Annotated in this window: 19 protein-coding genes and 2 pseudogenes; 15 read left to right on the plus strand and 6 right to left on the minus strand. The window is 69.1% G+C overall.

Annotation, left to right across the window (positions count from 1 at the left end):
• Nucleotides 1-10 precede the first annotated feature (10 nt).
• The 8 genes from scoE to K3769_RS37625 all read left to right on the plus strand — a co-directional run bounded on the left by scoE (nt 11) and on the right by K3769_RS37625 (nt 10,704).
• A complete protein-coding gene (gene scoE, locus K3769_RS37590) occupies nt 11-907 on the plus strand; it encodes a (3R)-3-[(carboxymethyl)amino]fatty acid oxygenase/decarboxylase (protein ID WP_267030687.1) in 897 nt (298 codons plus the stop codon).
• Nucleotides 904-1,452: a (2E)-enoyl-ACP glycyltransferase gene (scoD, locus tag K3769_RS37595; RefSeq protein WP_267030688.1), complete on the plus strand. Its 549-nt coding sequence runs from the start codon at nt 904-906 to the stop codon at nt 1,450-1,452. Before scoE ends, scoD begins: the two co-directional genes overlap by 4 nt.
• Nucleotides 1,449-3,047, plus strand: a complete 1,599-nt coding sequence (locus K3769_RS37600) for a long-chain-fatty-acid--CoA ligase (RefSeq protein WP_267030689.1) — start codon at nt 1,449-1,451, stop codon at nt 3,045-3,047. Before scoD ends, K3769_RS37600 begins: the two co-directional genes overlap by 4 nt.
• A gap of 37 nt (nt 3,048-3,084) precedes the next feature.
• Nucleotides 3,085-3,342 carry a phosphopantetheine-binding protein gene (locus tag K3769_RS37605; RefSeq protein WP_267030690.1) on the plus strand — a complete coding sequence of 86 codons (258 nt, stop codon included), beginning with the start codon at nt 3,085-3,087 and terminating at the stop codon, nt 3,340-3,342.
• Complete coding sequence (locus tag K3769_RS37610; RefSeq protein WP_267030691.1) at nt 3,329-7,678, plus strand: non-ribosomal peptide synthetase; 4,350 nt, start codon at nt 3,329-3,331, stop codon at nt 7,676-7,678. The genes K3769_RS37605 and K3769_RS37610 overlap by 14 nt, the downstream gene beginning before the upstream one ends.
• A gap of 136 nt (nt 7,679-7,814) precedes the next feature.
• Nucleotides 7,815-8,852, plus strand: a complete 1,038-nt coding sequence (locus tag K3769_RS37615; RefSeq protein ID WP_267030692.1) for an ABC transporter substrate-binding protein — start codon at nt 7,815-7,817, stop codon at nt 8,850-8,852.
• Between the two features lie 68 nt (nt 8,853-8,920).
• On the plus strand, nt 8,921-9,895 hold the full coding sequence (locus K3769_RS37620) for a FecCD family ABC transporter permease (protein ID WP_267031717.1): 975 nt from the start codon (nt 8,921-8,923) through the stop codon (nt 9,893-9,895).
• The gene (locus tag K3769_RS37625; protein ID WP_267030693.1) at nt 9,892-10,704 is read left to right on the plus strand and encodes an ABC transporter ATP-binding protein; all 813 of its coding nucleotides are present in this window, start codon (nt 9,892-9,894) and stop codon (nt 10,702-10,704) included. The genes K3769_RS37620 and K3769_RS37625 overlap by 4 nt, the downstream gene beginning before the upstream one ends.
• 9 nt (nt 10,705-10,713) lie before the next feature.
• Here the strand turns inward: K3769_RS37625 and K3769_RS37630 are convergent.
• From K3769_RS37630 to K3769_RS37640, 3 genes and pseudogenes are all read right to left on the minus strand, one after another.
• Nucleotides 10,714-10,854: pseudogene (locus K3769_RS37630) on the minus strand (ribonuclease domain-containing protein); the annotation flags it as partial.
• 33 nt (nt 10,855-10,887) lie between these two features.
• A complete protein-coding gene (locus tag K3769_RS37635) occupies nt 10,888-11,298 on the minus strand; it encodes a thioredoxin family protein (RefSeq protein ID WP_267030694.1) in 411 nt (136 codons plus the stop codon).
• Nucleotides 11,295-11,708 carry an arsenate reductase ArsC gene (locus K3769_RS37640; RefSeq protein ID WP_267030695.1) on the minus strand — a complete coding sequence of 138 codons (414 nt, stop codon included), beginning with the start codon at nt 11,706-11,708 and terminating at the stop codon, nt 11,295-11,297. The genes K3769_RS37635 and K3769_RS37640 overlap by 4 nt, the downstream gene beginning before the upstream one ends.
• A gap of 92 nt (nt 11,709-11,800) precedes the next feature.
• Between K3769_RS37640 and K3769_RS37645 the strand changes: the two genes are divergently transcribed.
• The 5 genes from K3769_RS37645 to K3769_RS37665 all read left to right on the plus strand — a co-directional run bounded on the left by K3769_RS37645 (nt 11,801) and on the right by K3769_RS37665 (nt 18,265).
• Nucleotides 11,801-12,109 (plus strand): ArsR/SmtB family transcription factor, encoded by a 309-nt coding sequence (locus tag K3769_RS37645; protein ID WP_267030696.1) that lies wholly within the window; start codon nt 11,801-11,803, stop codon nt 12,107-12,109.
• A complete protein-coding gene (gene arsB / locus K3769_RS37650; protein WP_267030697.1) occupies nt 12,106-13,218 on the plus strand; it encodes an ACR3 family arsenite efflux transporter in 1,113 nt (370 codons plus the stop codon). Before K3769_RS37645 ends, arsB begins: the two co-directional genes overlap by 4 nt.
• 1,648 nt (nt 13,219-14,866) lie before the next feature.
• Complete coding sequence (locus K3769_RS37655; protein WP_308216443.1) at nt 14,867-15,808, plus strand: DNA-directed RNA polymerase subunit alpha; 942 nt, start codon at nt 14,867-14,869, stop codon at nt 15,806-15,808.
• 842 nt (nt 15,809-16,650) lie between these two features.
• Nucleotides 16,651-17,694, plus strand: a complete 1,044-nt coding sequence (locus K3769_RS37660; RefSeq protein WP_372515115.1) for a PP2C family protein-serine/threonine phosphatase — start codon at nt 16,651-16,653, stop codon at nt 17,692-17,694.
• A gap of 34 nt (nt 17,695-17,728) precedes the next feature.
• Nucleotides 17,729-18,265 (plus strand): MarR family winged helix-turn-helix transcriptional regulator, encoded by a 537-nt coding sequence (locus tag K3769_RS37665; protein WP_267030699.1) that lies wholly within the window; start codon nt 17,729-17,731, stop codon nt 18,263-18,265.
• Between the two features lie 950 nt (nt 18,266-19,215).
• On the opposite strand, the gene K3769_RS37670 is transcribed toward K3769_RS37665, so the two are convergent.
• Nucleotides 19,216-19,956 (minus strand): DUF4142 domain-containing protein, encoded by a 741-nt coding sequence (locus K3769_RS37670; RefSeq protein WP_267030700.1) that lies wholly within the window; start codon nt 19,954-19,956, stop codon nt 19,216-19,218.
• A 195-nt stretch (nt 19,957-20,151) separates the two neighbouring features.
• A pseudogene (locus tag K3769_RS37675) lies at nt 20,152-20,563 on the minus strand (AAA family ATPase); the annotation flags it as partial.
• A 793-nt stretch (nt 20,564-21,356) separates the two neighbouring features.
• Here K3769_RS37675 and K3769_RS37680 point away from each other — a divergent pair.
• Nucleotides 21,357-22,118, plus strand: a complete 762-nt coding sequence (locus K3769_RS37680; protein WP_267030701.1) for a hypothetical protein — start codon at nt 21,357-21,359, stop codon at nt 22,116-22,118.
• A gap of 55 nt (nt 22,119-22,173) precedes the next feature.
• On the opposite strand, the gene K3769_RS37685 is transcribed toward K3769_RS37680, so the two are convergent.
• Nucleotides 22,174-22,791: a DUF6000 family protein gene (locus K3769_RS37685; RefSeq protein WP_267031718.1), complete on the minus strand. Its 618-nt coding sequence runs from the start codon at nt 22,789-22,791 to the stop codon at nt 22,174-22,176.
• A 233-nt stretch (nt 22,792-23,024) separates the two neighbouring features.
• Here K3769_RS37685 and K3769_RS41300 point away from each other — a divergent pair, with 233 nt between their 5' ends.
• Nucleotides 23,025-23,594, plus strand: coding sequence for a DUF3885 domain-containing protein (locus K3769_RS41300; protein WP_435369377.1), 570 nt, complete (start codon nt 23,025-23,027; stop codon nt 23,592-23,594).
• Nucleotides 23,595-23,797 lie beyond the last annotated feature (203 nt).

The following is a 23,797-nucleotide window of genomic DNA, read 5'->3' on the forward strand; positions in this document are numbered from 1 at the left end:
AGGCAACCCCATGCACATCCAGGACCAGCCCGGCGACGCGATCGGCGTGGTCGTCGAGGGATTCGACCACACCGACGCCTCCGACGCCGACATCGACGCCCTCAAGAACGCCGTCTACACGAAGAAGATCGCCGTCCTGAAGGGACAGCACCTCTCTCCCCAGGACTTCCTCGCACTCGGCAAACGACTGGGCCGCCCGGAGACCTACTACGAACCCATGTACCACCACCCGGAGGTCACGGAGATATTCGTCTCCTCCAACGTCCCGGAGAACGGACAGCAGATAGGCGTACCGAGGACCGGCAAGTTCTGGCACGCCGATTACCAGTTCATGCCGGACCCCTTCGGAATCACCCTGATATACCCCCAGGTGATTCCGGAGGGGAACCGGGGAACGTACTTCATCGACATGGGCCGGGCGTACGAAGGACTGTCCGAGGCACTCAAGAAGGAGATCGACGGCACGTACTGCCGGCACTCCGTGCGCAAGTACTTCAAGATCCGGCCCCAGGACGTCTACCGGCCGATCTCCGAGATCATCGAGGAGGTAGAGCGGAAGACCCCGGCCGTCACGCAGCCGACCACCTTCACCCACCCCATGACCGGCGAGACCGTCCTCTACCTCAGTGAGGGATTCACCGTCGGCATCGAGGACCGGGCCGGGAAACCGCTCGACGAGCAGGAGCAGGTGCTCAAGCGCCTGTTCGAGGCCACCGGGCAGCTCGACGAGACCTTCGCGCACGACAACGTCCACCTGCAGGGTTTCGAGCAGGGCGATCTGCTGGTCTGGGACAACCGCAGCCTCATCCACCGCGCCCGGCACACGGCCACCCCCGAGCCCACCGTCTCCTTCCGCGTCACCGTGCACGACGAACGCCGACTGCACGACGGAATCGAGGCGGCATGACCGCCCTCCTCGCCGCCGAGCACCCCACGGACGAGCACCTGTTGGCGCGGGTGCTCACGCCCTACAAGGAACACTGCAGATACCTGCGGTCGGCCGTCGTCGTCTCCGAGGGCGCCGGACAGGCGTCCGCCCGCTGCGAGTTCGCGATCCCCGAGTCGTGCTACATCGACGACACCGGGCACCTGAATTCCGTCGAGGTGAACATCTGCTACAACCAGATGATGTATTACCTCGTCGCCAAGTCCGTGCAAGAGGGGCTGCTGGCGGGGTTCGAGTCCTGGACACTGGACGATTTCTGGAAGCATCAGCTCCCCGACATTCTCATCGCCCGTTTCGCCGCGAACTTCCGGCGACCCGTCGACCCCCGCTCCTTTTCAGGGGAGATGGAATTCCGGTCCGTCACCAGCCGCTCCCTGGCCGACGGTTCCCCTTTCCTGCACGCGGAGACCGTCTACCGCTACTGGGACGCCGAAACGGGCCGGTGCGACGGCAAGGCGGTCCTGGCGTTCGTCAACGTCCCCCGACCCGGGACGGGAGCTGCATGACCATGGACAGACTCCACCACCCCCAGCTCCACACGCTCGTTCGGACAGCGGGCTTCCACGCCGAGCACCGGCCCGCCGCCCCCGCCGTGCTCTGCGAGGGCCGCACCCTGACGTACGGGCGACTGCACGGCGAGAGCAACCGCATCGCCCGCGCCCTCCGAGCCGCCGGCCTGGGACCGGGCGACCGCGTCGCCTACCTGGGCAAGGAGTCGGAGCACTACTACGAGGTGCTGTTCGGGTGCGCCAAGAGCGGCACCGTCCTCGTGCCCGTCAACTGGCGGCTCGCCCCGCCCGAGGTCGGCCACATCCTTCAGGACTCGGGCGCCCGACTGCTCTTCCTGGAGACCGAGTTCGGGCCGACCGTCGAGCGGATGCCGGGCGCGCCTCCCGACACGATCGTCGCGTTGGACGACGGTTTCCCCGCGTGGAAGGCATCCCACCCGGACACCGACCCGGACACCGACCTGGACACTCGCCCGGACACCGAGCCCGCGCCGCACATCACGCCCGACACCCCGGTCGCCCAGCTCTACACCAGCGGCACCACCGGACTGCCCAAGGGCGTCGTCCTCGCCCACCGCAGTTTCTTCGCGATCCGGGACGCCCTGGCGAGCGAGGGGCTGGACTGGATCGACTGGCGTACCGGCGACATCGCGCTGATCGGCATCCCCGGGTTCCACGTCGGCGGCCTGTGGTGGGCCACCCAGAACTTCAACGCGGGGACGACCGTCGTCGCGATGCGCGCCTTCGACGCCCGCGCGGCCGTCGACCTGATCCGGGACCTCGGCATCACCACCGCCTGCGTCGTGCCCGCCATGCTCCGCATGATGCTCGGTGAACCCGGCGTCGGTGCAAGGGACTTCACCACCCTGCGCAAGGTCGTCTACGGCGGCTCCCCGATCTCCGAGGCACTCCTGGAGGAGAGCCTCACCGTCGTGGGCTGCGAGTTCGCCCAGATCTACGGCCTCACCGAGACCGGCAACACCGCGGTGTGCCTGCCACCGGCCGCCCATGCAGCCGGCGGTCCGCTCCTGCAGGCGGCCGGCCGGCCCTACCCGGGCGTGCGCGCCAAGGTGATCGACGGCGAGGGGCGCGAACTGCCCCCGGGCGCGGTCGGAGAGGTCTGTCTGGCCACGCCCGCGCACATGGTCGAGTACTGGGGACTGCCCGAGAAGACCGCGGAGGTCCTGGTCGACGGCTGGATCCACACCGGGGACGCCGGATACCTCGACGAGGACGGATACGTCGTCATCCGGGACCGCATCAAGGACGCCGTCCTCGTCGCCGGCGAGAACGTCTACCCCGCCGAGATCGAGAACGCCCTGGAAGCCCACCCGGGCGTCGCCGAGGCCGTCGTCGTCGGCGCCCCGGACGAACGGTGGGGCGAGTATGTGCACGCCTTCGTCGTCCCCGTCCCCGACCGGCCTCCCACACCCCGGGACCTGCACACCTTCCTCGTGCCGCGGCTCGCGGGCTTCAAGCTGCCGGCCCGCTACGAACTGATCGACAGCGTCCCGCGCAACCCCAGCGGCAAGATCCTGCGCCGGGAACTGCGCGACCGCTTCTGGAGCGCCTCCGCCCGCAAGGTCAACTGACCGCGGCACAGCCCGACGCGCCAACGAGAGAGACCACATGCCTGCTCCCCTCACCCTGGAGGGTTTCCGCGCGGACCTGGCGGAATTCCTCTACCAGCGGCCCGACGACGTCGACCTCGAAGAGAGCCCCCTCCTCGCGGGCCTCGACTCCCTGCGCATCGTCACCCTCATCGAACGCTGGCGCGAGACCGGCGTCGACGTGAACTTCGTAGAACTCGCCGAGTGCACCTCGTTCGCCCAGTGGTGGCACCTGCTCTCCGCACGCCAGGAGGGAGCGGACCGTGCCGGCGCATGACGACGCCGTGACGTGCGGCCACGCGCTGCTCGCCGCCCAGGAGGCCATCTGGACCGGCCAGCAACTCGACGTCGACAGCCCCGCGTACAACACGGCCGAGTACGTGCGCATCGCCGGACCGGTGGACCCGGCCCTCTTCGACTCCGCCCTGCACCAGGTCGTGGCCGAGACCCCCGCCCTGAACGTCTCCTTCGCGGTCGCCGCGGACGGCCGCCCACGGCAGCGGGACACCCCGGCCGGGAACTGGCGGCTGCACACCGCCGACCTCACCGCCGCGCCCGACCCGTACGCGACCGCCCTGGCCTGGATCGACACGGACATGGCCCGCCCCGTCGACCTCGCACACGGTCCGCTCTTCGGCCACGCCCTGCTGCGCGTCGCACCGGAGGAACACCTCTGGTACCACCGGGTGCACCACATCGCCCTCGACGGCTTCGGCCTGTCGCTCGTCGCCCGCCGCGTCGCCCAGGTCTACACCGCCCTGGCGAAGGGCGAGCCGACGGGCGACAGCGGCTTCGGCACCCTGTCCGCCGTACGGGACGAGGAACGCGCCTACCTGCACTCGCCCCGCTTCGCCGAGGACCGCGCCTACTGGACGGACCGGTTCGCGGACCGTCCACCGGTGGCCACCCCGGCCGGCCGCACCGCGCTGCCCGCCCGCACCTTCCACCGCCGGGCGGCCGATCTCGGCGCGGCCCGGACGAAGGCCCTGCGCACGGTCGCCCGCGAGCTGAAGGTCACCTGGTCGGAGATCCTGCTGGCCGTGACGGCCGCGCAACTGCACCGCGCGACCGGCGCACCGGAGATCGTCCTCAGCCTGCCCACGATGGGCCGGCTCGGCTCCGTCGCCCTGCGCGTGCCCTGCATGGTCCGCAACATCCTGCCCCTGCGCGTCGCCGTCTCCCCGTCGGACAGCGTGCGCGACCTGGCCCTGCGGATCTCCGCCGAACTGCGGGCGGGCCTGCCGCACCAGCGCTACCGCTACGAGCGGCTGCGACGGGACCTCAAGCTCGTCGGCGGACAGCGCCGGCTGTCCGGGCCGGGCGTCAACATCATGCCCTTCGCGTACGACCTGAGTTTCGCCGGACATCCCAGCACCGTCCACAACGTCTCGGCGGGCCCGGTCGACGATCTCTCCGTCAACGTGTACGACCGCGCCGAGGGCGGGGGACCGCGCATCGCGGTGGACGCCCACCCCGACCTCTACGACGAGGCCGCCCTCTCCGCGTTCCACGAAGGTTTGCTCCTCCTGCTCGACCAGGCGCTCGCCGCTCCCCACGCGGCGCTCGGCGCCCCACGTGCCCCCGCCGCCCTCCAGGTCCTGGACGGCGGTCCGTTGCCCGCCCCCGCCCGCCCGGTCCTCGACCTGATCGCCGAACACGCCTGCCGGCGCGGCGGATCCGTAGCCGTCGAGCATGCCGGGCGAACCCTCACCTACGCGCGACTGCTCGACTCGGCACGGCTGACCGCCCGTCGGCTGACCGCCCGGGGGATCGGCCCCGGTGACCTGGTGGCCGTCGTCCTGCCGCGCGGCATGGACGCCGTCACCACCGTCCTCGGTGTCCTGCTCTCCGGAGCCGCCTACTGCCCGCTCGACCCGACGGCGACTCCGGCACGCAGGGCGGAACTGCTGGACGACGCCCGCCCCGCGCTCGTCCTGACCACCGAACCGGCACGGGAGGAGCCGCACCACGGCCCCGGCGCCCGGCAGCCCTCCGCACCCACGCCGGACGACCTCGCCTACGTCCTGCACACCTCGGGCTCCACCGGGCGCCCCAAGGGCGTGGAGATCGGCCACCGCGCCCTCGCGCACTTCGTCGCCGCCGCCACCCACCGCTACGGCCTCCAACAGGACGACCGCGTCCTGCAGTTCGCCCCCCTGCACTTCGACACGAGCGTTGAGGAGGTCTTCCTCACCCTGTGCCGGGGCGCCACACTCGTCATCCGCGACGAGGACATGACCGACTCCGTCCCCGGCTTCCTGAACGCCTGCGCACGGCTGCGGATCACCTTCCTCGACCTGCCCACCGCCTACTGGCACGAGCTGGCCCACGCGCTGTCGGCCGGCTCCGCCGACGCCCCGGCTCTGCCCGCCGGGATACGTACCGTCGTGATCGGCGGGGAGGCCGCCCTGCCCGAACGGGTCGACCGCTGGCGCAAGGCGGTCGGCACCTCGGTGCGGCTGCTGAACACCTACGGGCCCACCGAGGCGACCGTGGTCGCCACCGTCGCCGACCTGCACGACGCGTCCCTCGCGGCGGGGGACGTCCCCATCGGACGGCCGCTCCCCGGCACCCGCGCCGCCGTCGTCGACGGTGAACTCCACCTCCTGGGCGACAACCTGGCACTCGGCTACCGGGGCGCCCGGCCACCGGACGCGTCCCGCTTCGCCCCGCTCGACCGGCTCCCCGGCGCACCCCGCGCCTACCGCACCGGTGACCTGGTACGGCTCGGCGACGACGGGCAGTTGCGGTATCTGGGCCGGTCGGACGCGGAGTTCAAGATCAGCGGTCACCGTGTGCACCCCGCCGAGGTGGAGAACGCGCTTCTCTCCCATCCGGCGGTCCGCGACACCGCCGTGGTGGGACAGGTACGGGAGGACGGGGCCCGCCGTCTGGTCGCCTTCGTCGTCCCGGACGGCCCGCCCCCGGCGGCGACCCTGCTCAGGGACCATCTCCGGGCGACGCTCCCCGGCGCGATGATCCCCTCCGCCGTCGAGTTCCTGGACCACGTGCCTCGTACCGGCTCGGGGAAGACCGACCGGGAGGCGCTGCTGCGGAGGGTGTCCGGCCCAGGCGTGCGGGCGGGCACGGCCGACGGCACACAGGGCGCGTACGAGGCCGTGTCGGACAGCGCGTTGGAGCGGACCGTCGCCGACACCTGGCAACGGGTTCTGGGCGTCACCGCCCTCACCGCGCGGGACGACGTGTTCGACCTGGGCGCCCAGTCCCTCCAGGCCATCCAGGTCGCGGGCCGCCTCGGTACCGAACTCCACCGGGAGGTGAAGGTCGCCTGGCTCTTCCAGCACCCGACCCCCGCCGGGCTGGCGGGTTTCCTGCGGCAACAGGCGCAGCGGGCAGTGCTGGTCCGGGAGCCGTCCGCCGCCGCCCGCCTTCCGGCCACCCTGCTCGCGGACACCGTCCTCGACCCGGACATCCGGCCCCGGCCCGGTCACGGACCCCGGGCAGGACACACATCCGACCGGATCCTCCTGACCGGCGCCACCGGCTTCGTCGGCGTGCACCTGCTGGCCGAACTCCTGACGGGCACGGGTACCGACTTGAGTACGGGCGTGGGCCCGGAGGTCGTCTGCACCGTCCGGGCCCGGACCGCCGCCGAGGCCACCGCCCGTATCCAGGAGGCACTGAAGGTCCACCGGATCCACCTTCCGGACCCGGCGCTGCGGCGCGTCACCGCGATCCCCTCGGATCTCACCCGCCCCCGACTGGGCCTCGGTGAAGCCCTCTTCGAGGAACTGGGCCGTACCTGCCGGGCGATCTTCCACAACGCGGCGACCGTCAGCATCCTGCGCGAGTACGCCACGCTCCGCGCCGCCAACACCGAATCCACCAGGGACCTCCTGCGCATGGCGGCGGCCCGCTCGACCCCCCTCCACCATGTGTCGACCCTCTCGGTCGCCCCGTCACGCGCGCTCAGCCCCGAAGTACCGGAGGCCTTCCTCCCGCCGCACCTCGGACTCGGATCCGGCTACCAGCAGTCGAAGTGGGCGGCCGAACGCCTGCTGGAACAGGCCGCGGAGAGAGGCCTGCCCGTCACCGTGCACCGGCTCGGCCGGGTCGTCGGCCCGTACACCACCGGTTACGTGAACGAACGGGACTTCCTGTGGAGCGTGCTGCGCGCGGGAGTGCCCGCGGGCCTCGTCCCCGACCTGTTCGAGGAGGAGACCTGGACACCCGTCGACCACGTGGCCAAGGCCCTCGTCCACCTCAGCCTCGTACAACAGCCCCCAAACGCCACCGTCTTCAACCACGCGGCCACCGACCCGGTACGCCTGGACGACCTGTACGACTGGCTGGAGGAGTACGGCTACCCGCTGCGCCGCATGACCACGGCCAGGTGGCGCACCGAACTGGCGCGCTCCGCGCACACGGCCGGCGGTTCGGCCTCGGCGGCGGCGACCACGCTCGCCTTCTTCGACTCCCGGGACGCGGAGCCCACCGGAGCGGACCTCCGGCTGGGCCGCATTCGCTCGGACAACGTGCGCAACGGACTGCGCGGCAGCGGCATCACATACCCGCCCGTCGACCGGGCCCTCGTCTTCCGCTACCTCGACCACTGCGTCACCGGCGGACTTCTGCCCCCACCGGCGAAGTAGTCGCGGGCGCACGGGAACTCACGAGTTCCCTTCTCCGACTACTGCAACAGCGCCGTACGCGGCCGAACCACCCGCGCACCGCCCCTGTACCGCCCACACATCACCCACGTATCGCCCATGAAGCAAGGAGCCCCGCATGTCGAAGAAACGGCCGGTCGCCGTCGCCCTGGCCGGCGCACTCTGTCTGGTCACGACGGCCTGCGCCGACGCGACGGAGAAGACAGGCGCCGCGGGCGAGGCGTCAGCCGCCGCGGCGAAGTCGGGCTACCCGGTGACCCTCGACAACTGCGGGTCGCCCCAGAAGTTCACCGAGGCACCCAGCCGCGTGGTCGTCATGAACGGCGCCTCGGTGGCGGAGGTCTCCACCCTGCTCGCCCTCGGCCTCGGCGACCGCATCGTCGCCAACCAGCAGACGTACGGGAGGTCCGAGGTCGAGGGCCGGGCCGAGGCCATCAAGGGCCTCCCCGACGGAGGCGTCAAGCTCAACGACGCCTACGACGTCCCGCGCGAGGCGATGATCGGCCTGCGCCCCGACCTGGTGCTGTCCACGACCTCCTACGGCTTCGACGAGAAGAACGGCTTCGCCACCCGCGAGCAGCTCAAGGACGTGGGAGCGGCCACCTACGTCTCCCCGCAGGGCTGCGACCAGGACACCTCGAAGATGACGATCGCGGACAGCTACACCCTCCTGCGGGACATGGGCAGAGTCTTCGGCAGGAGCGACCGGGCCGAGCAGCTGATCGCCGCCTCGCGGAAGACCATCGCCGGCGTCTCCGCCAAGGTGAAGGGCGAGAAGCGGCCCCAGGTCATGGTCCTCTTCTCCAACATGGCCATGGGCGGCAACGACTTCAGCTCGGTCGTCGCCAAGGGCATCTACAACGACATCCTCGCCAAGGCGGGCGGCGGCAACGCCTTCGAGTCGGCGTCCAGGACCTCCTTCGCCGACCTGAGCAAGGAGAAGGTGGCGGCCACCGACGTCGACGCGCTCGTCGTCATCGGCTACAACGACCCGAACCCGGCGGCGTACGCCAGGAAACTGCTGAAGGAGTTCCCCCAGTGGCCGGCCGCGAAGAACAACACGTACGTGGCCCTGTCGGACTCGATGTACCTGGGCCCGAGCAACGACCTGGCCGTCGCGAAGATCGCCGGGATGCTCCACCCCGACAGGTTCTGAAGCCCCTCCCCGGCCGCGTGCGGGTGTCGTTCGCGGCCGTCGGACTGCTGGTCCTCCTCGTCGCCGTCATGGTGGTGGCGGTGAGCATCGGCGCGGTGAACATCCCCCTGGCCGACGTCTGGTCGGTCCTCCTGCACCACGCCACCGGCCGCGGAGCCACCGGCGACCCGGGGCTGGACCAGATCGTGTGGACGTTCCGAGCACCCCGCGTCGCCCTGGCGGCCCTGGTCGGCGCGGGACTCGCCGTCGCGGGCGCGGTCCTCCAGACCCTGGTCTCCAACCCGCTCGCCGACCCCGTCGTGCTGGGCTTCTCGTACGGGGCCTCCCTGGGCGCCGTGCTGGTCATCACCCTCGGCGGTGCCGCCCTCGGTGGACTGGGCGGACTGGGGGTGTCCGGCGCGGCGTTCGTCGGCGCACTGGCGGCAGGGGCCCTGGTCTTCGCCCTCGGGCGGCGTCGCGGCCGACTGGCCCCCACCCGGCTCGTCCTGGCCGGGGTCGCGGTCGGGTACGTCCTGCTGTCGCTGACCAGCTTCGTCCAGTTGCTGGCGACCCCCACCGAACTGCGTACGGTGATGTTCTGGATGCTCGGCAGCGTCGCGGGCGCCCAGTGGGACCAACTGCCCACCGTCACCGCGGTGGTCCTGGCGAGCACCGTCCTGCTCACCCTGTTCGGGCGGCGGCTCAACGCCCTGCTGGCCGGTGACGAGTCCGCCACCGCTCTCGGCGTGGACGTCGACCGGCTGCGCGCCGTCCTTCTGGTGATCAGCGCACTGCTCACCGGCACCGTCATCGCGGTCGCGGGCGGGGTCGGCTTCGTCGGCCTGATGATCCCGCACCTGGTCCGGCTCACCACGGGGGCCGATCACCGCAGACTGCTGCCCCTGACCGCGCTCCTCGGCGCGGTCTACCTCGTGGCCGTCGACCTGCTCTCCCGCACCCTCACCCGCCCGAACGAACTGCCGCTCGGCATCCTCACCGCCCTGCTCGGCGCCCCGTTCTTCCTGTGGCTGCTGCGCCGCAGCACGAGCCTGGACAGCGCATGAAACTGACCGTCGACCGACTCCGCGTCACCCTGGACCGCGAGCCGATCCTCCGCGAGGCGAGCCTGGAGGCCGCCCCGGGCGACGTCGTCGGGCTCGTGGGCCCCAACGGCAGTGGCAAATCGACCCTGTTGCGCACGGTCTACCGCTCGCTGCGGCCCGCCGGGGGAGTGGTCCGGGTGGGCGGCGACGACGTCTGGGAGCTGTCGTCCAGGACGGCCGCCCGCCGCACCGCGGCCGTGCTCCAGGACGCCGCCACGACGACCGGCCTGAAGGTGACCGAGATCGTCGCCCTCGGCCGGACGCCCCACCACGGTCTGCTGGACAGGGACGGCACCGAGGACCACCGGGCGGTGGCCGAGGCGGTCGACCGCTGCGGGGTCGGGCCCTTCGCGGACCGGGACTACGCCACCCTGTCCGGCGGCGAACGCCAGCGTGTCCTGCTGGCCCGCGCGCTCGCCCAGCAGCCACGCCTGCTGGTCCTGGACGAACTCACCAACCACCTGGACATCCGCGCCCGGTTCGAACTGCTCGACCTCATCCGCAGCACGGGGATCACCACCCTGGCGGTCCTGCACGACCTCGACCTGGCCGCCCGGCTCTGCGACCGTCTCGTCGTGCTCCACGAGGGCGCGGTGGTGGCGGCGGGTCCGGTCCTGGAGGTTCTGACGCCGCAGCTGCTGCGCGAGGTCTTCGGCGTACAGGGCGGGACGGAGAGACACGCGGACGGCGTCGTGCGCATCACGTACGCGGCCAGGCCACTCGCCCCGCGGCCGGGAGAAGTGGGGGGTCCGCGGGGCGAGAGTTCCTGAACGTGCCTGTCAGCAGCTGTAGTTGACCAGCTTGAACGAGGCGTAGTGGTCCGATGTGTAGTAGTCCTCCCGGACTTCCTCACCGGTGACGATGCGACGGGCACCGCGCGTGGAGGAGCCGGGCGTGATCACCGTGTACTCGTGGAAGTAATGATTGATTCCCTGGCGCTGTATCTATGCAGCTCAGGCCCTTTTTTCTTTGTGTGGTCGGGTGCGGGGTCGAATGCGGGTCGAATCGGAGTGACGATTACTTGAATAATCGCCCGACTGCTGTCCGTCACTTACGGTTCGGTACGGGGCATTGCTCGGTTTGTTGCTGCGGTGCTTGATTGCAGCGATGGACGTCACGCCGTACTTCTGGGCGATCGCGGGGTTCTCGTCGATGTTCAGCTTGACGACCTCGATCGCGTCGCCGTGCTCGGCCGCTATCGCCTCCAGGGACGGTGCGATCTGGCGGCACGGGCCACACCAGGGTGCCCAGAAATCGACGAGGACGGGCTTGCCGCTCTTGAGGACGTCCTTGAGCGCGGCGGTGTAACCCGAGGGGCCCGAATCGATGACGATGACCTCGCGGACGTCCGTACTGGTGCTCATGCCTGCGGCCCCGGCGCGATCTCCTTGATGAGGCCCTCGACCAGCAGCTTGATCTCGTCCCGGATCGGGCGAACGGCCTCGACGCCCTGGCCGGCCGGGTCGTCGAGCTGCCAGTCCAGATATCGCTTGCCGGGGAAGACGGGGCAGGTGTCGCCGCAGCCCATCGTGATGCAGACGTCCGACTCCTTGACCGCGTCCACGGTGAGCATCTTCGGCACCTCGGCGGAGATGTCGATGCCGACCTCGCGCATGGCCTCGACCGCGGCCGGGTTGACGTCGGCGCCCGGGTTGGATCCGGCGGAGCGGACCTCGACGCGGTCCCCGGCCAGGTGGGTCAGCCACGCGGCGGCCATCTGGGATCGGCCTGCGTTGTGGACGCAGACGAACAGCACGGAGGGCTTGTCGGACATCAGGGTGTCTCTCTTGTCTCGCGAAGACATCAGGCGCGACTGACTTCAGTGCCTGGTGGTGTCAGCCACCACTGATATGAAAGTATCAGTACATGATGACGTCAGTCGACACTGACCTGATCCGGGTTCTGGCGGACCCGCTCAGGCTGCAAATCGTGACTCTGCTCGCCAAAGAGACGCTGTGCACCACCCACCTCGTGGAGGAGACCGGTGCTCGGCAGACCAACCTCTCCAACCATCTGAAAGTGCTGCGCGAGGCCGGCGTCGTCGAGACGGAGCCGTGCGGCCGCTACACGTACTACAAGATCCGCCCGGACGTCATCGCATCCCTCGCCGGTCGGTTCGCCGACCTGGCCGAGTCCGCTCGCAACGCCGCCGACAACAAGAGGGCCTGTCCGTGACTCCCGCCGAAGCACCCACGACCACCGCCGGGGAGCCCTCAGTCGTCGCGAAGCTGTCGACGCTCGACCGCTTCCTCGCCGTCTGGATCCTCGCCGCCATGGCCCTCGGTCTGGGCCTCGGCAGGCTCATCCCCGGCCTGAACGACGCCCTCGCCAAGGTCGAGATCGGCGGCATCTCACTGCCCATCGCCGTCGGCTTGCTGATCATGATGTACCCGGTCCTGGCCAAAGTCCGATACGACAAGCTCGACGCCGTCACCGGCGACCGGAGGCTCATGGCCTCGTCACTGGTCATCAACTGGATCATCGGCCCCGCGATCATGTTCGCGCTCGCCTGGATCTTCCTGCCGGACCTGCCCGAGTACCGCACCGGCCTGATCATCGTCGGGCTCGCCCGCTGCATCGCAATGGTCATCATCTGGAACGACCTCGCCTGCGGTGACCGCGAAGCCGCCGCGGTGCTTGTCGCGCTCAACTCGGTCTTCCAGGTTCTGGCGTTCGGCCTGCTCGGCTGGTTCTACCTCGATCTGCTGCCCGGCTGGCTCGGCCTCGGCGACGGCGAGCACCTCGACATCTCCATGTGGAAGATCGCCCTGAACGTCGTCATCTTCCTCGGCGTCCCCCTCCTGGCAGGCTTCCTGACCCGTCGCATCGGAGAGAAGAAGCTCGGCCGCGAGAAGTACGAGTCCGGCTTCCTCCCGAAGATCGGCCCCTGGGCCCTGTACGGCCTGCTCTTCACGATCGTCATCCTCTTCGCCCTGCAGGGAAAGACGATCACCTCCCAGCCGCTGGACGTGGTCCGCATCGCGCTTCCGCTGCTCGTGTACTTCGCGGTCATGTGGTTCGGTACCTTCGCCCTCGGCAAGGTGATCGGCCTCGCGTACGACCGTACGGCGACGCTCGCCTTCACGGCGGCCGGCAACAACTTCGAGCTGGCCATCGCGGTAGCCATCGCCACCTTCGGCGTCACCTCCGGACAGGCGCTGTCGGGTGTCGTCGGCCCGCTCATCGAGGTGCCGGTCCTTATCGCACTCGTGTACGTATCCCTGGCCTGGCGACGGAAGTTCAGCGACGACCGGCAACTGACGGCTGCTTCGCGGGAGAGCTGATGGCCATCGAGCCGCCGGTACGCCGACTGCTATGCGGTGTCTGCGCCGCGGCCCACCGTGCTCATACGGAGTGCTGCCCTCAGACCGCCGACTCCATCTTCACCTCGTAGTGAGCGAGCAGCGCACGCTGGTGGTGATCGGTGGCGGTGGTCAGTCCGGGCTCGCGGCCGGCTACCACCTGTGTCTCCGGGGCGCACGGGAACACATGGGACGTGTATGCAGGGCCCGCCTGCGGCGGTGGATCCTCGAACCGCCGCAGTGCCGTGGGATGCGGCAGTGGCCGGACGCGGTGACGGGACGCGGTGACGGGACGGTCCGGCGGGGAGGATCGGGTGCCAGCTGATCCCGGCGCGGGAGCAGCACGAAGGACGGCCCGGGCGGGCGCCGAGGACTGACCGATACCGTGCCGCGACAGCAGACGGGACGGGTACGACGGACATGCCGTACGTCGCCGCCAGTGAGGTGCCGGGCGCGTGGAAGCGGAGGTCATCGCGGAGGGCGCGCACGTCTCCTTATCCCTGCGCGTGGACGGCCCCCCCAGACAGAAGCGGCGACGCCTCCGTTCCTGTGGCGTACGGTGCTCCGTCCCATGTCGTCGAGGGCCTTCTGGCCCGGCAGCCCGCGGACGGTCCGGACACCCCGCACCGCGGGCGAAGCGATGCCCACGACGGCGGCCGTGTGGACAATCGCGTCGTCATCCGGCCGCCGCTGTCGGCGGTGGTCTGGGGCAGGCCGACGGAGAGGCTCTGTCCCGGAGCCTCTCCCCGGAGGGACCGTGGAGTCACCTGCGATCGCTCTGCGCGTTGGGCGGCGGTCTCCGGGCTCGGCAGGCCCATGCACGCGCAGAGGCGGCGGGCTGTCCGGGGTTGCCGGTGTGTGTACGCGGCCATGATCTCGGCGCCTTCTCTGGGAGAAAAGAAGTCGGCGGTGACGGCGTGCGGGCTGTTGCTGAGGCGGCGGAGGGTCTTCGACTGCTCGCGGGGATACCGGTACCAGTCGGCCTGTGACCCGAACCCGGAGGCTTCGATCCAGGTGCAGGCGTTGGGATCGCAGGCCACCGACTCCAGGACCACCATGCGGTCCAGGCCGCTGACACAGCCGACGCGGAGCAGAAGCCGCCGCTTTCCGAAGAGGGCTCCAGTCCCACGTGGGGAGGAGGATTGGTAGCCGCGCGACCAGGCGCCCCCATCCGCTGGGGAGGCGGGCCGGCGGGGTGTGGCGTTTTCGCGCGTCATGGCCGCCCTCCATGGGAAACACCGGCCTTCGGCTTCAATCCGGTAAAAGGTTGAGGTTGAAAGCAGTGCACCACTAACCTTTGCATAGTCTAAAGGTAGGGAGGGGGAGGCATGGAGAGGCGCGGGGCCGCTCTCGTAGTACTGCGACCGTCGAGTACGTCATGAACGGCAGGAAGCCGGCATCGAGCCGGACCGTGCTGTCCTGGATGCCGGTGGTACCGATGGGTGCGGTGACGGACATCCGGGCCGGGTCGGGGCGACGACCGGTCTGTGCGGGCGCACCGGTGCAGTCACGTCATCGTCATCGGCTCGCTGACGGCGCGGACAAGGAGGGAGGCAAGAAGGAACAGATGCGAGCGTCGTAACGTCCGCGGCTTCACGCAGCGGCGCCAAACCACTGGAGGCAACACCCTGTGCTGATCGCTCAGCGTCCCTCGTTGACCGAAGAGGTCGTCGACGAGTTCCGTTCCCGGTTCGTGATCGAGCCGCTGGAGCCGGGCTTCGGCTACACCCTCGGCAACTCGCTCCGTCGTACGCTCCTCTCCTCGATCCCCGGTGCCGCTGTCACCAGCATCGGGATCGACGGTGTCCTGCACGAGTTCACCACCGTGCCGGGCGTCAGGGAGGATGTCACCGACCTGATCCTCAACATCAAGCAGCTGGTCGTCTCCTCGGAGCACGACGAGCCGGTTGTGGTGTACCTGCGCAAGCAGGGCCCGGGTCTGGTCACCGCAGCCGACATCTACCTGCGGGCCGGTGTCGAGGTGCACAACCCCGACCTCGTCCTCGCCACGCTCAACGGCAAGGGCAAGCTGGAGATGGAGCTGACCGTCGAGCGCGGTCGCGGTTACGTCTCCGCCGTGCAGAACAAGCAGGTCGGTCAGGAGATCGGGCGCATCCCGGTCGACTCGATCTACTCGCCCGTTCTCAAGGTCACGTACAAGGTCGAGGCGACGCGTGTCGAGCAGCGCACCGACTTCGACAAGCTGATCGTCGACGTCGAGACCAAGCAGGCCATGCGTCCCCGTGACGCCATGGCGTCGGCCGGTAAGACCCTGGTCGAGCTGTTCGGTCTGGCGCGCGAGCTCAACATCGACGCCGAGGGCATCGACATGGGCCCGTCCCCGACGGACGCCGCCCTCGCCGCCGAGCTGGTGATGCCGATCGAGGAGCTCGAGCTCACCGTTCGGTCGTACAACTGCCTCAAGCGTGAGGGCATCCACTCCGTGAGTGAGCTCGTCGCCCGCTCCGAGGCCGACCTGCTCGACATCCGCAACTTCGGTGCGAAGTCGATCGACGAGATCAAGGCCAGGCTGGGCGACATGGGCCTGGCCCTGAAGGACAGCCAGCCCTGATCCGTGGTCGTGGAAGGGAATCGCTGCGTGGTCCGGACTTCCCTGGTGGAGTTGCTGCGCGCTGTCCGGGCGCCGCTGCGTTCCCAGGCCCGAAGAGGACATGTCGGCGTGCCGAAGGGATCGCCCGACCTGGCGGTCGCCGGCGCTGATATTCCGCTCACGAACTCGCCCGGCGGTTTGGCGGCAGCGCCGAGGTTCGCCTGTGCCGGTGCGCGGAATGTGCGTATGCCCGGCAGTCGGTCAACTACCGGTGTGTCGAAGGGGTGCTGAGAGCTACGGCCGGCGGCCCGGGACGGACAGCTGACGGCCGGGGCCGCACGGTGTGACCCGCTTCAACGAAGAACCCGCCCAGTTGGTCCCGGTGGCCCGTCCGCCGTGCAGCACGGCAGGTCCTCCGGATCTGGAGCAATGACCACGACCTGTCCGGGAGCGGTGGGAGGGGTGACGTCGTGCATGACGTCCATGCTGGCTCGTGGCCGTGCAGGCCGACTCCGGAAAGGATCGCTGCAGCGCTGGCACTCGATCGACAGGGTGGCGGAGCGGGTCATGCAGCACCGCCCGCACCTTGCGCCTGGCGGTCAGCACCAAATTCCCTACCGCGCGCCGCAGTCGGCAGTGAGTCCTCGGAGCGCAAGTCGCCGGTCCGAGTCTGTGCGGGGGCGGCGGACCGTTGACTCGATTCGATAAAGGCCTGGCTGAAAGCCCCTCGCCAGGGGGATCTTTGCATAGTCTAAATTAGGAGCGGAAGTCTGTGGAGCAGGTGACTCCTACAGTCCCGGAGACCGCCGGAGGGTGTCATGATCCACAAACGGCCGTCCGCAAGTGGGGCGGTGCTGTTCTGTATGCCGGTCGCGGTGATGCTGGTGGTCGCTGTCGCCGATGTCGTGGCGGGGCCGGGGGTGGGCCTCTTGCCGTTGGTGTCGCTCGGTCCTGCTTTCTCGGGCCTGATCGGCGGGTGGCGGTTCACGGCGCTGATCGGCACGGTGGCGTTGATGCTCTGCATCGGTCTCGGTCTGTACGACGACCTCTTCGACGGGCGGCGGGGGTTCACGGCACTGGTCTCCGTGGCCGGTGTCACAGGCGCGGGTATCGCGGCTGCCCTGATGCGTGCGCGCAGGGAGGTGGAGCTGGCCAGTGTGCGGTCGATCGCGGAGGTCGCCCAGCGGGTGCTGCTGAGGCCTGTGCCGCTGACTGCCGGCGCGTTGCAGGCGGCGGTGTCCTACACGTCGGCCGTCGCCGAAGCGCGGATCGGCGGGGACTTGTACGAGGTCGTCGCCTCCCCGCACGGCACCCGGGTGATCGTCGGTGATGTGCAGGGCAAGGGGCTGGCCGCCGTGGAGACCGCTGCCGTGGTCCTTGCCGCGTTCCGCGAAGCCGCGCACGACGAGCCGGATCTGATCGGACTCGGCGAGCGTCTGGAGCGCAGCGTGGCCCGCGAGTTGGAGGGGGAGAAGTTCGTCACCGCCGTTCTTGCGCAGATCGGCTCGGACCATGAAGCGGTGTTCCTCAACTACGGCCACCCGGCCCCGATGCTCGTACGCCGCGACGGCCGCGCCGACTTTCCCGATCCTCCGTCATGGGCACCGCCCTTGGGCCTGGGGATAGAAGGGGTCAGCGGACCCGAGCCCTACAGCGTGAGCTTCGTGCCGGGCGAACAGTTGCTGCTGTACACGGACGGTGTGACCGAGGCCCGCGACGGCGACGGACGCTTCTATCCGCTCGCGGAGCGTGTGCACCTGCTGAAGGAAACCGGCGCGAACCGTGCACTGGAAGCACTGCGTGAGGACTTGGCTCAGCACGCGGTGGGGCCGCCTCATGACGATGCCGCGATGCTGCTGTTGCGCTATCACGGTCATGGGAAAGGAAAATCTGCCCCGGTTGACTGAGTGGGCAGGGGTTTCGGCACGGTACAAAGGACATATGCCGGAGTACGAGCGCCCTGCGAGGGCTGTGGATGATGTCAATGCGGTGACCCGAGCGGTGCTGACCGCTTCGCGGTTGCTGGTAGCGGTCTCCGCGCGTTCCCTGGCGGCGGTCGAGGAAGGGGTGACCCTTCCGCAGTTCCGCATGCTGGTCGTGCTGTCCACCCGCGGCGCCACCAAGCTGGTCGCTCTGGCCGAACTGCTCCAGGTGGCCCCTTCCACTGCCATGCGTATGATCGACCGGTTGATCGCGGCAGGGCTGGCCGACCGGCAGACCAACCCCGACAACCGGCGCGAGACCCTGCTGCAGCTCACCGAGTTGGGGCGACGCACGGTCGCAGACGTCACCGGTCGGCGGCATGCGGAGATCGCGGCCATTGTCGAGCGGCTGGCACCGGGCCAGCGATCAGCCCTGATCGAGGCACTCACGGCGTTCAGTGAGGCCGGGGGAGAGCCCCCCGCGCCGGCGATGGACGATGCGCAGCCGTACCCCCTGGGTTGGTCGTTGGACGGCCCGGCCCTGCGCGACGCCTGAGGACACGGTGCCCGCGCCGGACGCGAACCGCGTTTCTGCCTCCTCATGCTGTCTTGCATAATGCAAGGAAAACCTGAGAGGGAGCTGCCGCCTGCCCGTTTCGGCCCAGGGTCACGCGTGCCGCCCGGAACCGGCTGCACGGTCATCTGCCGACGGTGGCGCAGCGCTGGGGCCCGGTCGGACGGCAATGACGAAGGAGGGCGCAAGCATGCGTCATCGAGTTGGGCGCCGATTCGTCTCGCGGCCCGACTTGCTCACCCATCTGCGGACGATGGTCTGGGGACCTGCCGAATTCGTCGGTCTGCCACCGTGCCGACTGGCTGTTGAAGGATTCCTGGCCGGAACCGTGACCGTGGCACTGACCGTCGGTGTCACTCTCGCCGGCGCCTGGTACGGAGTGGCGGGGTTGGCGGACGGAGAGGGTGGCCTGGTCTGCGCCGCGACGCTGACGCTCTATCTCTGTGCGGTACGGGCCGGCCGGGCGCTCATCGGTATCGTCGCACTGCTCGGAGTCTGCCTCGCCTTCCAGGCGCCACAGGCGGCAGCAGGCATGGTCCTGGCCGAACGGGGACGGACGGAACCCGTTGTCGTGACATCGGTGGAGGGCGGACCGCAGACACCCTCGGCCCGTGGTCGCTACCTGTGTTCGGTGATCGACCAGGACGGCGCACCTCTCAGGTCCCGCATCTGGCGGGGGTGCGGGCGAACCACTCGGCCGGGCGACACCCTCACCGTCGTGTACGACTCGAAGGGCAGCGTGCCTCCGCGTGGCCGGCAGGCGAGGGCTTCCGCGGCGGGGTCGCTTCGTGAGCTGGCTCCCTGGGCCGCCGCTCTGGTCGTCGGCTGCGGAGCCGCGGTTGTGCGCTCGTACCGGCTCTCGCACACCGTCTCCGGCATGCCGGGCCAGGGGTGCGGGGGAGCCCGGCGCCGTCGAGGTGTCTTCGCGGTGATCACCCGACGGCGGGGCTGGGAGTCGGGGACGTGGTGTTCACGTCCAGGCCGGGCGGTTCGTCGAGGACGAGGACGGGTGAGCCGGGCTGCGGGGCGGGCGGGGTCAGCTCGGCCTTGGGGAGCTTGGGCGGGCTGGTCTGCTGGAAGTTGACCTGGTCGTAGTTGACGAGGTCGGTCTTCTCCAGCACCGTGATGTGGTCGAGGACGGTGTCGTTGGCCAGGTCGGCGAGCTGACGGACCATGGTGTTCTTGGTGTTGGCGCGGATCTTGGCGATGACGGGGAAGATCTGCCCGTGCGTGACGCGCATGATGTTGACGGCGGTCGTGTCGAACTGCTTCCCGGTGCTCCCGTCCACGGTGGCCACGAACTGCTGCTGTTGCGGGCTGGCCTGGTTGGGCAGGGTGACGCCCAGCTCGGGGGCGATCTTCCGGCACATCTCGTCGAGCCCGGAGTGCCCGGCGACCAGGTGCTTGCCGGCCTCCTTCATGGCGGGGGTGGTCCCACGCTCCATGGCCATGAGCCCGAGGGGGTGCTCCCAGAGCCCCGCGGCCCGCACCTTGACGACGAAATCCCGATCGGCCTCGGTCAGGGGCCCGTACCGGGTGTTGGCGATGATGCGGTCCTGGCTGGTGGTGGTCTTCTCCACCCCGAGAAGAGCCGGATAGGCGAGCGCGGCAAGCGTCACGACCAGCCCCCCGATCACGAATACGGTCCCTGCCGTGCGCTGCGTGACACGCATGCTGCCTCCTGAACTGAACGACCCGGTCCACAGGAGGTACGTAAGAGAAGCACAAGGCAATCATTGCTCAGAGTAAAATTTGTACAACGCGTGCTCTCCCGCGTCACGTGCCGGTGACAGGCGCTCACGCCGCGCACACCGAGGGGCGGAGAAGAGATCGCCGCCGCCGTGCAAGGGGCGTGGGTCGGCACACCGTCATGGACGATGCCAGGACCACCTCAGCGCGTGTCGGGGTCGGTGATCGGATGTGTCGTGCGACGGGGCGTGTTGTGGGCCGGTGTCGTGGGTGATGGCCGATTCGACGGCCGCGATGCGGTCGGCGAGCACGCCGAGGGTGGCGACTGCCCTGGTGAGCGGGTCGCTTTCGGGTCCGCCGAAGGTCTGCGCGCGGACGTATGCGGTGTTCGCCTCAAGTCCAGCGTGTGGCCTGTTCGGGGCTGAGGGTGCCGCGTAGTTCGGCCAGTTTCAGCAAGTTCGTCTCGGCGCGGGTGGTGAGGGTCTGGGCCTCGGCCGTGTGGCGGGCGTCGAGGACGGCGGTCAGCTCACTGTTGTTCATGGTGGGCTGGATGCGTTGGGCGATCTCGTTCACGCTGCGGTACGAGCCCTGCGACGAGCGCGCCGACGCCCACGGTGGTGGCATCCATGGGTGACGTCCTCGCGGCGTAGGGAAGGTGAAGTGCGGGAGCGAACGGGCGGGTGCTGTCGGACGGCCCTGCCCCGACGAGGGGAGGCTCAGGCGGCGCGGTCACGCGCTGGACGTCGCCGGGCAGGGTGTGTCCACTGCTACGCGGCAGTGCGCGCACGCCCCGGCGCCTGTGCTCTGTGCGAAGAGCCACGTCCACTCATCGGTTCCACTGAAGCAGGGGCCGGCATCTGCGGACCCTGCGCTGGAGTCGATCTCACCTACGCGTGCCAGGGCTGCGGCACGAGCGACAGAATCTTCCGCGAGCAGTTGTGCACCCGCTGCTTCACCACGAAACAACTGGCCGAAGCTCTCGGAGGACAAGACACAACGGTCCCCGCGCAGCGGCAGAACTTCCACTCGGCCCTCGCCACCGCAGGACACCCCCGCAGAGCGGCGCATTGGCTGACCCGCGCCGGAGTGCCCGACCTCCTGTCCCAGCTAGCCATTTCCGATGAGGAGATCACCCACCAACAGCTCGACGATCTCCCCAACACGCCGACCACTCGCGACATCCGCGACGTCCTCGTCGTCGCCGCGGTACTGCCGTCGCGCGACGAACGATTGGAGGCCCTGCCCCGCTGGGCGGACGCACTCTTGGCCCAGGCACCCGCTCCCTCAGCGGCAGCTCGTCACCCCCTTCACCCATTGGTATCTCCTCCACCGCATCCGCCGGGCCTACCGGCACCGCCCGCTACGCGCCAGCACACAGCACCAGATGCGATCGCGACTGCGCCGGGCCCTGGAACTGCTTGACTGGCTCGACGAGCACGGCACCGCTCTCGGGGAACTCACACAGCCAGAACTCGAGATGTGGCTGGAGGAAGGGGCTGTAGAACGTCGTGAGGTGCGTGCCTTCGTCACCTGGGCGCGAGGTCGGGGCCTTGTCGGCGAACTCGTGTTTCCCCGGGCACGCATCGCCGCACCCAGCGTCTTCATGACGGACGAGGAGCAGACCGAGCAGCTGCACCGGTGTCTCGGCGACGATTCTCTGCCTCTCGATGTTCGTACGGCTGGTGCCCTGACGCTCCTCTTCGGGCTGCAGCACACCAAACTGCTCGAACTCACCGTGCGCGACGTCATAGACAACGACGTCATAGACAACAACGAGACGGTGGCACTCAACCTCGCAGGCCATCGTCTTCCGCTGCCGCCCGAAGTCGCCCAGTTGGTCCGTGCGCAACGCGACGGGTGCCAGGCACGCTGGCAGTTCGATCAGACAGCCAGCACAACACCGTGGCTGTTTCCCGGCCAGGAGCCCGCCCGCCCTCTCGGCGCCACCTACCTCAAATTGAAGCTCCGTCGACACGGCATCGCACCTCGTGCCGGCCGCAACAATGCTCGTCTCGCACTGGCCACAGACCTGCCGGCCTCCGTGCTCGCTGACTTCACCGGCACCAGCATCAGCAATGCCACCCGCTGGACCGGATACGCCAGACGTGACTGGTTCGACTGCATCGCGTCCCGCACGCAGATCTGACTGCTCCCCCGGGCGGCGGCCATGGTCCCGAGAGACCACCGCAAGATGGGGGAGGTCATAGAGCCTCGGCGCATTCGTCGACGAATGCGCCGAGCCGACGAATGAGGCTCAAGTAGAAACGGGTGGGGTCCGAGTCGTCCTGCATGTGAGGTGCGTCCTGGAGCCACTGTTGCCACGGGCCACCCGGTCCTCGGAAGCGGTCGGCTCGACCACCTCCAAGGTTCAGGTCGATGAACTGGAGAGCGCCCATGACGACGGTCTGGTCGTACGCGAGGTCAGGGCGACGGAGGTAGCGATCAAGGTAGGTGGCGAGCAGATCAGCGTCGCGCGCCGTTCCGAAACTGGCCAGGGCCACGCTGTCGGCCAGCCCCACGCAGCAGACCTCGCTGGCCAGCAGGAGTTCCCCGAGGCGCTCACGGAACTCGGTCCTGCGGGAGACAGCTACGAGCCAAGCCGCAGTTCTCCGTTCTCTCCAACTGCCCTCAAGAAGCGTGGTGATCTCATCTGCGGTGATGAGTCCCGCGTCCTCACGGAGATCTCGCATGAATCGGTCGTACTCAGGACTTTGCATGCGCAGCAAGCTGCCGCCGAGCTTCAGATAACGCCTCTCGGGCGTGACATAGCGGCGAACCAGGGCCAGCAACTCGGCATCGTCACGGGGATCGCGTATCACACGGCCGATCTTGCCTTGCTGGTGCGCAACGAGGCCAGCCCATTCCTTGCCCGCCTCGTCGGCCGCCCTCACCGCGACCAGCGCGTCGGACTGGACGAAATTCGTCAAGCGCGACTGGACCGGGCCGCATCAGCGGCCGGCGAAGTGACAGTTGAGAAGTCGGTTTCCCTCGAGGGCGAGCCCCGGCATCATGGTCGTCGGTGAGTCCATACCGGGAGGGGCGAGTGCGGCGGGTGTCTGGATACGGGCAGGCGGATTTGACGGAGCTGTGGCAGCGGAGTTGGCCTAGTTGCCCTCCGGTTGGGTACAAGCTCCGTGACCCGTATCGGGACGTTTGGGTACGTTTTCACAGCCTGCCAGAGTCGAAGCGGTACGCGGATGACGAGAGCGAGTACACCGTCGTCCTGGAGCGTTACAACACCGTCCTCGATGAGTTGTTCGCTGGTGCGGACGTGTACGTGATCACTCCGCTCTGGACGACGGAAGCCGAGGTTCCTTCATCGCAACCCGTCACGGGCTATTGGCAGAGCTTGCTGCTGGAGGACGATCCTGACCCTGAGTTCCGCACGTACTGCCACCTCTTCGCCGCCCGCCGGCCCTGGCGGCGAGGCTGCATCGACGAGTCGCTCCGAGACATCGCCGACGACAAGGTGGCGGGCGTTCTCATCACCGACACCCGGATGCAGCGCATCCATCACCCCTACGACGGTGGCGCCGACGTCTTCCTCGCCACGTCCGAGGAACGGGACCGGGTGCGCGATCGGCATGCCGACTGGCTTTCCCGTCATCCGTCGGGTCTCTGACCGGTTCGGATCACTGCTCCACTCGAAATGGTCTTCACCGCAAGTACCGGGTTGAGAGGCTCCACGAGTTCCTTGGTGGCGACGGCCACAAGGCGCGCGGGCGCCCCACCGTCCAGCAGGGTGCTCACGTACTCGATGGCCTCCGCAGGCGAGAGCATCGGCAACCTCTGGCGCAGTGTCCGCGCAGCGTGCATGCGTCCGTG

The sequence above is a fragment of the Streptomyces ortus genome (assembly GCF_026341275.1).
GTDB classification, from domain to species: Bacteria; Actinomycetota; Actinomycetes; order Streptomycetales; family Streptomycetaceae; genus Streptomyces; species Streptomyces ortus.